Source organism: Synechococcus sp. UW105, assembly GCF_900473935.1.
GTDB lineage: Bacteria > Cyanobacteriota > Cyanobacteriia > PCC-6307 > Cyanobiaceae > Synechococcus_C.
The window spans coordinates 1-13841 of record NZ_UCNN01000019.1; the positions used below are offsets into that span (position 1 = coordinate 1).

Here is a 13841-nt window from a genome sequence, read left to right on the forward strand (position 1 = left end):
GATGGGGGTGATGAGTGAGGTGGGATCGCTCCCTCCGATGCATTCACCATCTCCGGAATCACCAGCTGACCTGCTGATCTGACTCAAGGGCTGTTGTGAGCTTGCTCACAACAGCGCAAACACCAGTCAGTGGCTGGGCTGAGAGCGCTTGATGCGCTGCCTCAGGCTCGGATCAGTTCTTGAACTTCCGGCGACAGTTGACCCTGCAACAACCCTGTCAACGCAGCTGGGTGCCCTGAGGTGGCTCGTCACCTTCTTCTTGATTGAGCTGTTGCAGGCGCTCGAAAAGCTCTGCATCTCCAACAATGACGCGCCGGCTGCCGTCCTCGGCCATGTAGGTGAGCCGTCCGTCTTGATCCAGCCTCAAAGCGGTCATTGGCGTGACTGGTTGCTGTTCAGCCATCACTCAGCTCTTGGGAAAAGACGTCAGCACGAACGTCAGGTCATCGACCCACTCAAGCGCGCATCCATGGTGATGTGCTGCATGCAGCAACCGCTATTTACAAGCAGTACTGGCTGCGCACAAGACGCCGTTCCGCTGCCTCGGTGCACGTTGAGCAAGAGAACGGTTGCTCACGACCAACGACCAGGGCTAGACCCAGTCCAACCGCTTCTGGTGCTATGCCTTTCGGAAACCAAAGAGCAGAACAAGCCAAGCCGCAGATAGCCCCGAAGCAACCGAAGCTTTTGAATCGTCCCGTCTATCCAGGCCCATCCCATCACGCCCATAAAGGATGACGAGGCCGAACCACTCGGTCGTACAAGCCGTACGTATTAATACTTACGCGACCTGTTAGAACAAAGTCACGTCATGAGACGGAGCCCTGGGTCGAACACCAGGGCTTTTTCTTGACTTGTCGAAGACGGTCGCGGTCTGCCAATGCAACTCATCTGCGTGGGTAAGAGGCGCTAAGGACTCCGCCTGACCCATTGCAAAGGGGAAAGGGGCCACCACAAGGGGATGGAACTGGGTGGCCCCTCGCGTCATGGCTCTGTTGGTTCCGTCCATGCTGAATCCATCGATCTTTCTTGATGGCCGCTGAAGTCTTCGTCGAGTCTTCATTCCCCTGCGGTGTAGGCATGGCCCAACCGGGAGGGGACTGCAAAGGGCTCATCCCCTCGTTTTGCCAAGCGATTGTTCGATTTGGGTTGTTGTGGCTGTTGATGCTCTGATCAACCTGGATTGTGTCTGATCAACATCGAGGTTCGCGATCACAGACGCTGAAAAAAATCATTGCAATGGAGTTTGGCTTTGCCTTTGACGTTGCATTGACTGGGCCTGGGCCTAATGAGGCTCTGCTATGAGCATGTGTTACGCCAAGTGGTCTCTGCCTTTCTCCCTGATCAAGATGGGTTTTTGCTTGAGTGATGAAGCTTGAGGGTTGGGCGATTACTGCTTGGATTGCTGGTCTGATCCTTCTGGCCTTATTAATTCTATTTTGCTTGTCTGGCTGGAGCCCGACAACCATCACGAGCGGGATTGATGCCACGGGCCGTTGCTCTTTGCTGCTCTTTTCTGTTGCCTTCACCGCGTCTAGTCTTCACCGCCTTTGGGGGGTACCTCTTACAACTTGGACATTGCTGAATAGGCGTTGGATTGGTTTGGGTTTTGCTTCGTCTCATTTCATTCACCTCGCCTTGATTCTCTCGATGTCCTTGGCCTTCCCTGAACCTTTCTTGAGTCGGCAGTCCATGGGGCAGTGGATATTTGGAGGAATTGGTTATGGTTTTGTTTTTCTAATGGCAGTAACCTCAAGTGATCGGGCCCAGCATTGGATGGGAATGAAAAGTTGGAAAAGGCTTCATTTAACTGGTAGTTATTGGCTTTGGACGGTTTTTCTATTCACGTATATCAAGCATGTGAAGCAAGGTCCGGATTGGCTTTATCTGCCATTGCTTGTCTTCACAATCGCGCTGCTCCCAATCCGTCTGGCAAAGCAGCTCCCCCCTAGGCCATCCCTAGGCACGGCCGCCTAAGAGCATGGCGGTCTTTGACCGTTGCAGCTCAAGGGTGTCAGTGTTGAATTTGATGCCCTGATCGTCTCTTGCGGGCCTGGCCTGGATAGCGGCATCCTTTGTGAAACGAATGGATGCATTGCATGTCTGTCACCAGCGTGATCAAAGTCAAAATCAACGTACCTTTCTCGCAGTGGGCGAAAGATTTTGACAGCGAGCTGGCGGCCGAGCGTCATTTTGAATTCGGAATCAAGCCTTTGTTTCGTGGTGTCAGTACAACAGATCCCTCGGAAATCATGATCATCCACCAGCACCCAGAGGGTGCGGCAGGTCAATTTATGGGCAAATATGGTGAATGGATCGCCAGCCATGGGGTTCTGCTTGAGACAGCAGAGGTTTCTGAGTGGTCGGCATGAGTAGGTGGCTCAGGCTTACTTCCTCTGCGTTGTTCGATGCCGGCGACGCCGACATCGTTCTCTGTTGTCGTTGTCGACACACGTCTGTGAGGAGAGATCCCGTTCTTGCTTTCGTTCAATCTTGAAGGGTCAAGAAGTCTCTATTCCCCTCTGGAACGGTCTTGTTGTTGAGTCTTCCGACCATCTCAACCTTTTCAGCAGCCTGCTTCAGGCGGCGATTCTCTCCTCGATCAGCGTTGTGTCCCAGCCAATGGGTTGCATCGGAATGAGGGTTGCTCGTTCAGGCACTAGCTTTTTGATCTCCTCACAGGCCACTCGGTAGGCGTGCCAACCAATCATTCGTCTTGGGTCTGATTTGCCTGAATTTGCTGTTGCTTTGTCGACGGTCACTCCAGCATTCTCTGCTTTCTCAAAAGCGCTGAGAAGAGGAATCTGAGCTTTTAGAACTGGGATATCTGCTTCCTCAAGTTGGCGGCGTATCTTTTTCGCGACTTGGCTTTTCCTTGCGTCGACTTTGACTAGTAGTGCGGCAAATGGCACATTGAAACCTTTTAAATGTTCGGCCATCTCAAGAGTGAGCTCTAGTGAGCGAGTTTGTGCTGCTGTCGGCAGAATGATGACATCAGCGCCATCAACAAGATTTTTGATCTCTTCTTTGCTGCTACTTGCCTGACCATCCGTCACAATGACGTCTGCATAGCGGCTGGCTTTTGCAGCAGCTTCAATCGGTACGACTTCAAATTGAAGCAGTCCTCGAGCGGCATAGGCGCTGGCAGAACGGTTGCGGTCTGCATCGACGAGAACAACCGATGGGTAAGAGCTAGCAAGACCTGCGGCTATGTGAACACTCGTGCAGGTCTTGGCAACTCCCCCTTTTTGACCAAAGACCGTAATAAACATGGCGACCATCCATTTGTCGATTTATAGCGTCTATTCCCTGTTGAGCAACTGGCTTCTCTTCAGGAGGGAGGCTCGCCTAGTGGGTCAATGAGCGGATTGGCATGCTCGAGATTCTGTTGGCTTGGCGCTGTTTGTTTCTCTGCTGTGATCCACTCCATTGTGTGTGCACCAGGTGTCATGCCTGTGCATGCGCGATCCGTGTTGTGGTCAAGCACTGTTGATGAGTGGCTGTTGTTTCCGCAGAGTTCTTCGGCCTCATGAACGGGGCGAGTCGTTCTTTTTGGCATCGTTTGTCAGGTTGATGCCTAACTCCTTCATGGAATTGATCGTGTCACTCACCGCCGGAACATACGCAATGCGTCTCCTCACCTTGTCAATAAGTGCAATAAGCCTCTTTGGTATTGGCTTCGGATGGGTCGACATTCGGATTATTTGCTGAAGCAGCCTTTCCGCTTGGCCCTACGATACGACCCCTCAATGCTCTGTGCATCCCCTTCAAGCGTTGGTGAAGACTGAATCGAGGGTCACTTCTGATCCTCTCTAGTGCTGGGCATCAGCAAGGCTCTTCTCCTCCCACTCTTCTGGACCATCCAATCGTTGGATTCTCTCGCCACAGAGCAGCTCTTGATTGTGTGTGACAGCTCCCACAACAAGATTGCAACTGATTGTCGACTGCAGGCAGCTGATCTTCATCCACCCTTTGCTTCGGGGCTGACGACCATGACAGGGATAGCTCCGGAGTCGGATTGATCACCTCGCTGGTTGGCTATGTCACCAGTTGGGTCTCCGCTCCAGGTGGGTGCTCCCTTTGCCTTTTTGGCCGATCAGTTTTCTTTTTGCCAAACAAATTGTTGGTGATGGATCATGCGCAAGCCCTGGCAGCGCCACAAAAAAGGGCGGCCCCACAACAGCCACCCTTCAGGTTTCAGTTAGGGGTGCTCGACGTCCCCTTGTATTCATTGTCTGTAGCCCTAGGAACATTTGCATGAGGTCTCTTACCTATTCCTGGATCCGTCCCTGACGACAAGAAAGGGGTGTACCCCTCGTACACCCCTTTCTTGTCGTCAGGGACGGATCCCCCCTTCAGTGTCTGCTCTCTTGTGAGCTTATGCCTGGGTATCTGTGCTCATTGCGCGTTGGTTTTGTGTTGCTTGAGATCTTCCGCCCCTCTCCTGCGCGGTGAGATGCCCATCTCTCCAGCTGGCATTGCCTTCCTCCAGCTTCCTGTGTTCGGAACTCGACGGCTGTGGCGTTCATGGTTTGGTGCCATCTTTTGCCCCACTGCTGAGTCGCAGTCCATCGGCGACAGGCACCAGGATCCTTTCATCGCTCCAAGGGGACTCTTTGATGCGGTCTGTTTTTGGGCTCTGACTCAAACTTGATGTGGGCAAGGGTTTAATGGCTTCCCTTGGTCCGACCTGGTTAGTGGGGGATTGGTTGTCGCATCCTCTCCCCTGCTTTCCAATCCATTCGCTGCATCTGCTCGGCTTTGCAGTGCAGTTTTTGGAGCTAAAACAATCTCCGCCTATGGCGTTCTGTCATCCCGCCTGTTCCGGCGAGTCTTGAAGCTCAGCTTTGGATCAAGTCAGGCTGGCACTTTGATGGAGACGTACGGAAGCAAGAGGATCCGCCTGTACTCGAATGGTGTGCGTGCGTTTTGTGGAGGCCTCGGGACATGGGCCACAGCACCTTTCGGTACTCAGCGATGCATCATCCCTTTCGCGATCTGCGCAGCTGATGGCGGACAATCATCGAACTCAGATGGAGTCGAATCAGCTGGGTAGAAGGTTCAGGAGAGGCGGTCGCGTCTCTCCTGAACCTTCCGCCACGGAAGAGCTCAAACGGCTCTTCTGTTGGTGAACGGTTAACAGAGGAGGGATGACCTGTTCCTTCCTCTGTTCTCCTCTCTTACTGCTAGGGGCGATGCCGCATCAGCCTCAGCTCAAAGTTGGACCAAATTGTGCTCGGTGCCCCAGCTTCGTGGCTTCTCGTTAGAAGCAATGTTCTGCTGGGAGAGTTAGAGATTGTTGATTGATATGGTTTAGACTGATCTTTTGATTGATGGTGTTCATGGCTGTTTCCTCAGTTCCGATTGCTGTCTGAATCAAGAGCCGGCCTTGTGTCTTTGTGGCTTACTAGGCATTGCTTGAAAGATATGCTGCTGCGCTGGATTGATCTAGCAATCGATAATCATTAGTGCGACCATCCCTGTCATTTCTGCTCACTTAGCTTGTCGTCTGAATGTGGTCTAGATCGTGAAGGATGTGGATGATATGGTCTCTTTTTACCTGTTTGGTTCTTCCATCGGTGACGTTGGTAATCTCGAGCTTTGTTTCGCCTTTCAGAGCGTTTGGCTCTGGCCTGCCGCAGGTGACTTGACCCATCCACCATCGCTTGTCGTTTGTGATTGTGGGGTTGCCGTGTTCGTTGATGATCACGTAGTGACCGGTTTTCGGCAGCATGCAAATCTCGCTTGGTGCGTCGCTGCCGTTCTCGGAGCGGGTGGCGTCGTGGTTGACGGGCATCAGTTCAATGCGATCTCTTCTGGTTTAGGGGTTGCTGGGCTGGGCGGTGTGAATCGATCTGGTGATATGTGCGACAGAATGCATCTCGCCTGAGATGGGACTGATCTAAATTTCGCCCTGATGCTTGCTGATGACACAATTCCTCTTCTGTTTGGAGTGGCCCTGAGTGACTGTTGCAAGCGACTGGTCAGCCTGTTGTTTCTTGATAAGTGATCGTGTGTGGTTGCATGCAAGATGCGTAGTCTCTGCTGCCTTTGTCTTCCACTTCAAAACGATTGAATCATTGTCTTGAAGCCTCTATCATGTGATGAGCTGTCAAACATGGGTCCAATGGATTCAGCTCTAAATACGCTCTCTGTTGATATTGGTGGTACAGGCCTGAAGCTGATTGTCCTTGACTCAAATGGTGCTCCACTTTGCGATCGGAAACGTGTTGAGACACCCCATCCAGCAACACCTGATGCCGTTTTGAAGGCCCTTGTCGAGCTCACGCTTGACGTGCCAGTTTTCTCAAGGATTTCAGTTGGATTTCCAGGGGTCGTTCGGGCTGGTGTGGTTGTGACTGCTGTCAATCTCGATGAGAATTGGCCAGGTACTGAGCTCGGTTTGCAGCTCCAGCAGCTGCTCCATAAGCCTGTCAAGGTGGCCAATGATGCGGATGTTCAGGGGTATGGCTGCATCACTGGCGAAGGAGTGGAGATGGTGTTGACGTTGGGTACAGGAATGGGTTCTGCGCTCTTTATTGATGGGGTTTTGGTGCCTAATCTTGAGCTCGCGCATCATCCTTTGAAGAAGGGTTTGACCTATGAAGACTATGTTGGTCGACAGGCTCTTGAGCTGATTGGCAAGGAGAAATGGGTGAAGCGGGTCAAAAAGGTTATTCGGCAAACCATGCCAATCTGGAATTGGGATCTCATGCATCTAGGTGGTGGTAATGCCAAGCTTTTAAAGGAAGTTGATCTGCCTGAACATGTTCAGCTCCATTCGAATAAAGCTGGGGTTCTTGGTGGATATTATCTTTGGAAGAGTGAGGATTGATTTTGGGCTTCTAGTTTGATTGGCTTTCTTTGCTTTATTGCTCGGTCTGGGCTGCTGTCTTGCCTCTTGTTTGGGTGATAGCTCTCGGTGGCAGGTGTCGCTCTTGGCGTGTTTGATCCTGCCTGCTGCAGTGATGTGTGGTCTGCCGGCCCAATGGCCTTCAGTGATGATCGTCGTCGCCTCATCAATGGTCTGGGTCGTCAGATCAGGATCGCTGAGTTCTTCTCGTTCCTTGTGAGTGGATCTTGCCAGGATGTCTGCACGCAGGTTGATGACTAAACACTTTTTTGATGGCTGAATGACGTCGTGGTTGGCGGTTCGTTCTTTGCACTTCTTGAATCACGCCGTTGACTCCCAGGTCATGACTGAAGCTGATGGCTAGCGTCCGAGAGCCTGCGCGGATTGGCCATGACGGCAGTGGACTGGCTCTGGATTCTTCATCCTTGTCTGGCTGTGGTTCTGATCTATCCCCTCATCGGCATGGTGTTGCGCCTCGGTCTTCAGACCAGGGCACGCCGGCAGAAGACCAACCTCAAGCTTCCGCCAACGGTTGGCCGTAGTCATACCGATTTGGGTCGGTGGTTAGCGGCAGGAGTGGTGGTGCTGGTGCTGCTGGCCCTCACTGTGGTGATTGCCACCAAGGCGTCCCTCGCCGATTTCTCGGGAGGTGCCCCCCGTGCCATTCAGCTCATGCTGGTTCTGCTCGGCACGCTGATGAGCTTGGTAGCCCTCTGGCGCAGTCGCGCTCCTGGCCTGCGCCTGGCGTTCTCGCTCATCACCTGGCTTGGAGTTTTCACCCTTGGAGCGCAGCCAGAGGTCTGGCGTCTTTCTGACAACCCTTGGACGCCTGCTTTCTGGCAATCGCATTACTGGGCTGGTGTTGGCGTCACTGGACTGATGCTGTTTTCTCTTGGCGCCCGGCCAGAGATCCTGCGCGATCTTCGCCTGCGCCGTTTGCATGTCACGGCGTCGGTGCTGGCAACACTGCTCTTTGTGATGCAGGGCATCACCGGCACGAGGGATCTGCTCGAGATTCCGCTGAGCTGGCAAAAACCAGCGGTGTATGGGTGCGATTTCGTTCTACGGAGCTGTCCGTAGAGCGTGATGACCGTCGATCAACAAGGCAACAGCTTTGCTTGGAACTCCACTGTCTTATTGGCCGATTTGCTGCTGAAGGCTCTCTAGCAAGGCCAGCACGGCCGGCTCATTGGCGTGTTGCGCCAAAACCACCAGGTGTTCGGTATAGGTGTACGGCTCAAAGTTTTGATCCACCTGCCAGGGCAGTGGTTGAGCCATTCGCATCTCTGGGGTGAGATAAGCCATCAGGAAGCTTTGTCCCGAATGCCTTGATGGCCGCAGGGCCAAGGTTTTGTGTCGCTCTGGCTGGTTGATCAAGAGCAACTCTTCAAACCATTCTTGGGAGCGCTCGCGACAACTGGCGGGAAGGAAGGGCATCAGCTTCAGCTGCAGATTGCCCTTCTCAAGGCTCCATTGGAAACGATCCGCGAGGTCGCTTTCGCTTTGATTGTTCCGGCACAGAAGCGTGAGGTCGATCGGGCGGTTGTGCAGCTCAAGGATGAAGAGATCGTCGCGATCGTCGGGAATCTGCGTTGGCGTGGCCAGGCAGGCGTCCAGGACGTGCTCTCTCAACAGCGTCACGGGATCTGTGCAGCTGAGGTCTGCTAGCTGCGGGTTCATTGTCCAGCCCTCGGGTGGAACAACGCCGTGTCTGTTCTGAAGCCAGAAGGGAGCCTGGAGACGAAGGCGTAACCGACGTTTGAGTCGAGCCATCTGGTGCACCTGGCGTTCTAGATCCAGAAGCTGAAGGTCGCCTGATACCTCCAACTCTCGCTTGGTGCGTTTCAGCTCAATTCCGAATCGACCAAGAACCTTGTGGTTGCGCCGAGAAATCGTGCTTTGGGTCGAGAAATCAGCTTCTGCTGCTCGATCTGTCGAGCCAAGCCAGAGGGTCAAATCTAGGGCTGCAAGTTGTTCCTCGGTGACCATTAAGCAGACTTGACCTGCCCAAATTTATTCGGCTTTCAACGAAGTGGTTCTCAAAGCACCTGCACCACCTCGCTCACTTCAGGGATCGATTCGCGCATCTTGCGCTCAATCCCCATTTTGAGGGTCATGGTGCTGCTCGGGCAGCTGCCACAGGCGCCCTGCAGACGCACTTTCACCACAGGCCCATCGATCTCCACGACCTCGACGTTGCCACCATCGGCCATCAGGAATGGGCGCAGCTCATCCAGCACCTTTTCCACGTTTTCGCTTGTGAGCGGCAGCGTTTCAGTACTCATGACCGGTGATGAGGGATTGGAGTGCATTCAGCCTAGGAAGGCACCGTTACGGTCGACCCATAGCCTGAACAAAGCCACGCCGCCGCTGTGAACCGCTACGACGTCGTGCTGGTGGGTGCGGGGATCATGAGCGCCACCCTGGCGACCTTGCTCCAAGAGCTCGATCCGACCCTTCGCCTGCTGCTGGTGGAGCGGCTGGAAGGGGCGGCGATGGAAAGCAGCGCCGCAGGCAACAATGCCGGCACTGGCCATGCAGCCAACTGCGAGCTCAATTACACGCCAGTGCAGGCGGATGGGTCGATCGCCACAGCCAAGGCCTTGGCGATCAATGCCTCGTTTGAACTCAGCCTTGAGCTTTGGGCGTCGCTCGTTGAGCAGGGGCGCCTGGACCCCGGGGACTTTCTTCATCAGGTGCCGCATCTCAGTGCGGTTTGGGGCGAAGACGACATTGCCTTCCTGCGTCAGCGTCACCGTCAGCTCAGTGCTCTGCCGGCCTTCGCTGCGATGGAGTGGAGCGAGGATCCTGGAGAACTCGCCACCTGGATGCCCTTGGTGATGGCGGGCCGACAGGGCCGTGAACCTGTCGCTGCCACCCGAATTGGCCGCGGTACTGATGTGGACTTTGGCACCCTCACTAGGGCCTATCTGGCGACGTTGCAGAGCAGTGGGGCCGTGGAGGTGTTGTACGGCACCACGGTTTCCAAGCTCAGACGTTGTCGGGATGGGGCCATGGCCGAGGGCGATTGGCGTTTGGAGCTCCGTGGCCCGTCGGGACGTCGGCAGGTTGCGGCTCCGTTTGTGTTTCTTGGTGCCGGTGGCGGTGCTCTGCCGCTATTGCAGTCGTCCGGTATCCCGGAAGCGGCGGATTATGCCGGCTTCCCTGTGAGTGGGCAGTGGTTGGTGTGCAACGACCCCCAGCTGGCGCAGCATCACCATGCCAAGGTCTATGGCAAGGCAAAGGTGGGTGCTCCGCCGATGTCGGTGCCCCATCTCGATACCCGCTGGATCGATGGCCAGCGCTCGCTGTTGTTCGGACCCTATGCAGGCTTCAGCAGCAAGTTCCTCAAGCAGGGATCGCTGCTTGATCTGCCCAGTTCCGTGCGGGTGGGCAACGTGCTGCCAATGCTTCAGGTGGGGCTGAGCAACTTTGATCTGGTCACCTACCTGATCGATCAGTTGCGTCAGAGCCCGGCTGACCGTCTGGAGGCGCTTCAATCGTTCTTGCCCACGGCCCGGGCTGATGACTGGACCCTGTCGGTGGCCGGTCAGCGGGTGCAGATCATCAAGCGCACCAAGCAGGGCGGCAGGTTGCAACTGGGTACCGAGGTGGTGGCCGCTTCCGATGGTTCGCTGGCGGCATTGCTCGGGGCCTCTCCCGGTGCGAGCACGGCGGTCACGATCATGCTCGAGGTGCTGGAGCGCTGCTTCCCGCTGAAGCTTGCTAGCGAGGCCTGGCAGTTGAGGCTGCGGCAATTGTTGCCGAGCTACGGGCAAGATCTGAGCACCGATGCCGAGTTGCTGGGGCGCACACGTCAGCGTGTGGATGCGGTGCTGGGGCTGTCGGGGTCGGGTTGACGGATTTGGATGGCGGCACCGGCTTCGGCGTTGAACCGGATTTAGCCGCTTTGGCCGCCGAGGTTAACGCTCACCACACCAGCGGTGATCAACCCCATGCCCAGCAGCTGCACCGGTGTGGGCACCTGGCGGTAGGCCAGCACGCCCACGATCACGATGGCCACGATGCCGATTCCGCTCCAGAGCGCATAGGTGATCCCAAGGGGGATGCTCTCCACCACCCGTGACAGGAGCAGCATGGCTATTGCGTAGGCCCCCAGTACCAGCAGGGTCGGCATGGGCCTACTGAAGCCTTGGGTGAGCTTGAGGCAAGACGTACCAACGATTTCTGCGCTGATCGCGAGCAACAGCAATAGCCAGGGTGAGAGGGATGGCATGACGGAGATTATTGCGAGGCACTCAGCACGTATTTCTTATCGATGTAGAGGTAATCACCTGTGGTTCGGGTGGCCAGGGTTTCCATCCAGCTTGATTTCGAGCCCAACGCAATGGTGTTGACCTTGAGGCTGGTATCTCGCACGTTATTGATGTCGGCGTAATACGCAGGGGCTGATGTGTGGTCAGCTGTGTTCCATTGGCCTCGATTGCGATCGTAGTTGGGCTCTCCATCGGAGAGGAAGTAGAGCGTGTCAGTACCTTCATCCGCAAATGCTTCATCCAGTCCCTCCCAGGGGGATGTTCCTCCCCAGCGATAGGCAACACCGTCATCCAGTGTGTTGATGAAGGCGATCGCTGAATCACGAGCACCGTCATTGCCGATTTTGGTGAGGGCTCGGGCTGAATCCTCCCAACTGCGGTGGTTTTGATAGCCAGCTGAACTGAACGAGCGCAGGCTGATGTGGGTGTCGTCGGGCAGATCGCTGATCAACGAAATCAGTTCATGCTGCAGTGATTCCATGCGAGTCAGTGCACAGCTTCGACGACTCCAGAAGTAATAGCGTCCGCCCCAATACACCTGCCAATTCCCGTATCCACTACCCCAGAGAATGCAGGCACTCATCGAGCCGGAGCCATCAACAAGAAAGCGCATTCGCTTGCTGCTGACATTCCTGAAAAAGAGGCCATTCAAAACGCTGCCCTCTTCTTGACCATTCTCGATGCGTTTGTCGGCACGGGCGTAGGCAATGAAATAGAAGGGTCGGGTCGTGATCTCTTTGTTGACAGACTCAACCTTAAGGAAGCTTGTTTCGATGTTGTCGCCTTCTTTGGTGGGGTCGATGAATCGAATGAGCTTTCTATTTTCGTCTGTCATTAGGCGGATTGCTGGCTCTCTCGATGTACGCTCTGGTGTTTTGTCATCAGAGAAGATGAACTTAATATTGGCGGCAATTTGTTTAAGAGGAACTTCCCCTTTTGATGTCGTTATTTTGCATTCGGGTTTGTCTGAGTCGCAGCGAATGCGGCCGATGTCATCGATGACAGTGGCGAGTGATTGTGTTTCTGTTTCGTTGTAGCGCCCGTCTAGGTGCATCATTGATCCGCACCGTTGTATCGCATAGCCAAGGCCGCTACTGCTGAGCGATAGGCCGTAGTAAATCGGCTGATTCAGTTCCGCCATCTTTGCTCCGAAAAGCGGGTTGAAGACTTTGTTGGATTGCTGGGCTAGTGCCTTGCATTGATTCAATGAGGTTTTGTAGTCTTGATGATTGAGGTCTGTATGGGCAAGATTCTCGCTAGGCGCTGTGTCGGTTGCGATCAGAAGATGCAGGCTGCGTTCAATCTCTGATCGCATCAAGCGTTTGCCGCCAGTTGTGTTCTGTTGCAAGGAGGCTTTTTGGTCCATTTTGTTGATCAAGCTTCCTGTTGATCGCAGCGCAAGTGTTGAGGCTCCGATCAGAACAACCCCTGCACTGGCAGCCACCAGTGCTTCCGGTAGGCCAAAGCCTCGTTGGCCCGGTTTGCTTGCGCTGAGCGCCTGGGTTTGGATCTTGTGATGGATAGGGTGGCGGTTCATGGTTGGGGAATCGGATGGATTATTGAGTCGGGTCTTTTGTTTCTGTGATGTCATCGTCGTCGACATCGGTTGTTCTCCCAGGTGCCGCGGTGAAGATGGCCCGTTGTCGAAAGCCTGACGCAGCGCAGCGGTAATGGGCGTTGAGGATCCTGGTCCCAGTGGGTCGATCGGATCACAACCAGCAACGGGCTTTCATCCGTACTTGTGCCTGGTGGTGAGAGTGAATACTGCGCTTTGGAGGCTTTCAGCTCGATCAGTTTTGAATTGGCAGTGCCTTCCCGGCTGATGAGCCGATAGGGCGGATCCCAAGAGCAGCCTGTTGCATCACAGCATTGCAGCCTTTGGTCCCGTTGCTGTTGTGTGAGGTGGCTTGTCTCGATCATGTCTGTAGCACTGCCAAAGCCGGAATTGACATTGTCGATTCCAACAAATGCTGGATTGAAGTTGATTTCACAGCTGGTTCCCTCGGCTGATTGACGTGCACGCAGATTGAACAAGCCTGATTCAATTTGCTGTGTATATTGATCCAATTGGCTAAGGGCTAGTCGGCGGCGGTATTGGGGTAAGGCCCAGGCACTTGCCAGCGACACAATCACAATCACGATCAGTAGCTCGAGTAGAGTGAAGCCTTCAGGTGTGTTGGGAATGTTGTTCATTATTCCAGGATGCAACGGGTTTGAAAGTTTGGATTGATCTCTAAAACCCGACGTTCTCTGCCGATGGAATGTTCTGGAGCAGAGAAAAGATAGGTGATCACTGTGATGCCAGGATCGTTGCTTTCTTGGATTGAACGGGAGATTGGATTCTTGCCATCCACGCCAGTGACGATGGGCGCAGGAACGGCAGTCTCACCCCCTTGCTTCTCCAGTTGTTGCTTCAGATAGAGGGCTGGATTAATGCAGGCTTGCCGTTGTTCCTTCGCGGGCATTGATTCAAGCGTCAGCTTGGCATCGGCTTGCTGGATCAATTGGATGTTGTTGTGAATTGCGGCTTCGATTCTGTCTCGTTCGATGCGATGCCGGCCACTGGTGATCGATTGGATCGAGATCCTTGCCACGCCGATCATCACCATCAGCAAAAGGCCTCCGGCGATCATTACTTCCACCAAGGTGAAGCCACCCCCATCAGGCGGTTGATGGCGCGCGATTGGGTTGTTGTTGCGTTGGTTCGCCAT

The 13841-nt window shown here is 54.5% G+C and carries 14 protein-coding genes; 6 read left to right on the forward strand and 8 right to left on the reverse strand.

Translation table 11 applies throughout. The annotated features are described in order from the left end of the window. Positions 1–217: 217 nt before the first annotated feature. Positions 218–403 carry a hypothetical protein gene (locus DXY16_RS07005; protein ID WP_115120553.1) on the reverse strand — a complete coding sequence of 62 codons (186 nt, stop codon included), beginning with the start codon at positions 401–403 and terminating at the stop codon, positions 218–220. A 965-nt stretch (positions 404–1368) separates the two neighbouring features. Here DXY16_RS07005 and DXY16_RS07010 point away from each other — a divergent pair. Both DXY16_RS07010 and DXY16_RS07015 read left to right on the forward strand, forming a co-directional pair. Next, the gene (locus DXY16_RS07010) at positions 1369–1977 is read left to right on the forward strand and encodes a ferric reductase-like transmembrane domain-containing protein (RefSeq protein WP_115120554.1); all 609 of its coding nucleotides are present in this window, start codon (positions 1369–1371) and stop codon (positions 1975–1977) included. 122 nt (positions 1978–2099) lie between these two features. Further along, a complete protein-coding gene (locus DXY16_RS07015) occupies positions 2100–2372 on the forward strand; it encodes a DUF3764 family protein (protein ID WP_244281594.1) in 273 nt (90 codons plus the stop codon). Between the two features lie 207 nt (positions 2373–2579). Here the strand turns inward: DXY16_RS07015 and DXY16_RS07020 are convergent, their stop codons facing one another. Further along, positions 2580–3272 (reverse strand): AAA family ATPase, encoded by a 693-nt coding sequence (locus tag DXY16_RS07020; RefSeq protein ID WP_115120929.1) that lies wholly within the window; start codon positions 3270–3272, stop codon positions 2580–2582. 2255 nt (positions 3273–5527) lie between these two features. On the opposite strand from DXY16_RS07020, the gene DXY16_RS15145 reads away from it, so the two are divergent. From DXY16_RS15145 to DXY16_RS07045, 3 genes are all read left to right on the forward strand, one after another. Continuing rightward, positions 5528–5890, forward strand: coding sequence for a hypothetical protein (locus DXY16_RS15145; RefSeq protein ID WP_244281595.1), 363 nt, complete (start codon positions 5528–5530; stop codon positions 5888–5890). A gap of 228 nt (positions 5891–6118) precedes the next feature. Continuing rightward, complete coding sequence (locus DXY16_RS07035) at positions 6119–6835, forward strand: ROK family protein (RefSeq protein ID WP_115120558.1); 717 nt, start codon at positions 6119–6121, stop codon at positions 6833–6835. Between the two features lie 408 nt (positions 6836–7243). Further along, a complete protein-coding gene (locus tag DXY16_RS07045) occupies positions 7244–7933 on the forward strand; it encodes a DUF4079 domain-containing protein (RefSeq protein ID WP_115120560.1) in 690 nt (229 codons plus the stop codon). 54 nt (positions 7934–7987) lie between these two features. On the opposite strand, the gene DXY16_RS07050 is transcribed toward DXY16_RS07045, so the two are convergent. Further along, positions 7988–8842 (reverse strand): hypothetical protein, encoded by an 855-nt coding sequence (locus DXY16_RS07050; protein ID WP_115120561.1) that lies wholly within the window; start codon positions 8840–8842, stop codon positions 7988–7990. 50 nt (positions 8843–8892) lie between these two features. Continuing rightward, entirely contained in the window at positions 8893–9138 is a 246-nt protein-coding gene (locus DXY16_RS07055; protein ID WP_115019983.1) for a NifU family protein, read from the reverse strand. Positions 9139–9225: 87 nt separating this feature from the next. Between DXY16_RS07055 and DXY16_RS07060 the strand changes: the two genes are divergently transcribed. Continuing rightward, entirely contained in the window at positions 9226–10713 is a 1488-nt protein-coding gene (locus DXY16_RS07060; RefSeq protein WP_115120562.1) for a malate:quinone oxidoreductase, read from the forward strand. A 41-nt stretch (positions 10714–10754) separates the two neighbouring features. On the opposite strand, the gene DXY16_RS07065 is transcribed toward DXY16_RS07060, so the two are convergent. Genes DXY16_RS07065 through DXY16_RS07080 form a run of 4 tightly spaced genes read right to left on the reverse strand, consistent with a single transcriptional unit; the run spans position 10755 to position 13841 of the window. Beyond that, positions 10755–11090, reverse strand: a complete 336-nt coding sequence (locus DXY16_RS07065; protein ID WP_115120563.1) for a multidrug efflux SMR transporter — start codon at positions 11088–11090, stop codon at positions 10755–10757. Between the two features lie 8 nt (positions 11091–11098). Further along, on the reverse strand, positions 11099–12667 hold the full coding sequence (locus DXY16_RS07070) for a vWA domain-containing protein (protein WP_244281596.1): 1569 nt from the start codon (positions 12665–12667) through the stop codon (positions 11099–11101). A 50-nt stretch (positions 12668–12717) separates the two neighbouring features. Continuing rightward, entirely contained in the window at positions 12718–13323 is a 606-nt protein-coding gene (locus DXY16_RS07075) for a Tfp pilus assembly protein FimT/FimU (RefSeq protein WP_115120564.1), read from the reverse strand. Next, entirely contained in the window at positions 13323–13841 is a 519-nt protein-coding gene (locus tag DXY16_RS07080) for a hypothetical protein (RefSeq protein WP_115120565.1), read from the reverse strand. Before DXY16_RS07080 ends, DXY16_RS07075 begins: the two co-directional genes overlap by 1 nt.

Coding starts and splice junctions, on each gene's coding strand:
- DXY16_RS07005 (WP_115120553.1), bottom strand. CDS start 403: ATGGCTGAACAGCAACCAGTCACGCCAATGACCGCTTTGAGGCTGGAT.
- DXY16_RS07010 (WP_115120554.1), top strand. CDS start 1,369: ATGAAGCTTGAGGGTTGGGCGATTACTGCTTGGATTGCTGGTCTGATC.
- DXY16_RS07015 (WP_244281594.1), top strand. CDS start 2,100: ATGTCTGTCACCAGCGTGATCAAAGTCAAAATCAACGTACCTTTCTCG.
- DXY16_RS07020 (WP_115120929.1), bottom strand. CDS start 3,272: ATGTTTATTACGGTCTTTGGTCAAAAAGGGGGAGTTGCCAAGACCTGC.
- DXY16_RS07035 (WP_115120558.1), top strand. CDS start 6,119: ATGGGTCCAATGGATTCAGCTCTAAATACGCTCTCTGTTGATATTGGT.
- DXY16_RS07045 (WP_115120560.1), top strand. CDS start 7,244: ATGACGGCAGTGGACTGGCTCTGGATTCTTCATCCTTGTCTGGCTGTG.
- DXY16_RS07050 (WP_115120561.1), bottom strand. CDS start 8,842: ATGGTCACCGAGGAACAACTTGCAGCCCTAGATTTGACCCTCTGGCTT.
- DXY16_RS07055 (WP_115019983.1), bottom strand. CDS start 9,138: ATGAGTACTGAAACGCTGCCGCTCACAAGCGAAAACGTGGAAAAGGTG.
- DXY16_RS07065 (WP_115120563.1), bottom strand. CDS start 11,090: ATGCCATCCCTCTCACCCTGGCTATTGCTGTTGCTCGCGATCAGCGCA.
- DXY16_RS07070 (WP_244281596.1), bottom strand. CDS start 12,667: ATGAACCGCCACCCTATCCATCACAAGATCCAAACCCAGGCGCTCAGC.
- DXY16_RS07075 (WP_115120564.1), bottom strand. CDS start 13,323: ATGAACAACATTCCCAACACACCTGAAGGCTTCACTCTACTCGAGCTA.
- DXY16_RS07080 (WP_115120565.1), bottom strand. CDS start 13,841: ATGGCGAACCAACGCAACAACAACCCAATCGCGCGCCATCAACCGCCT.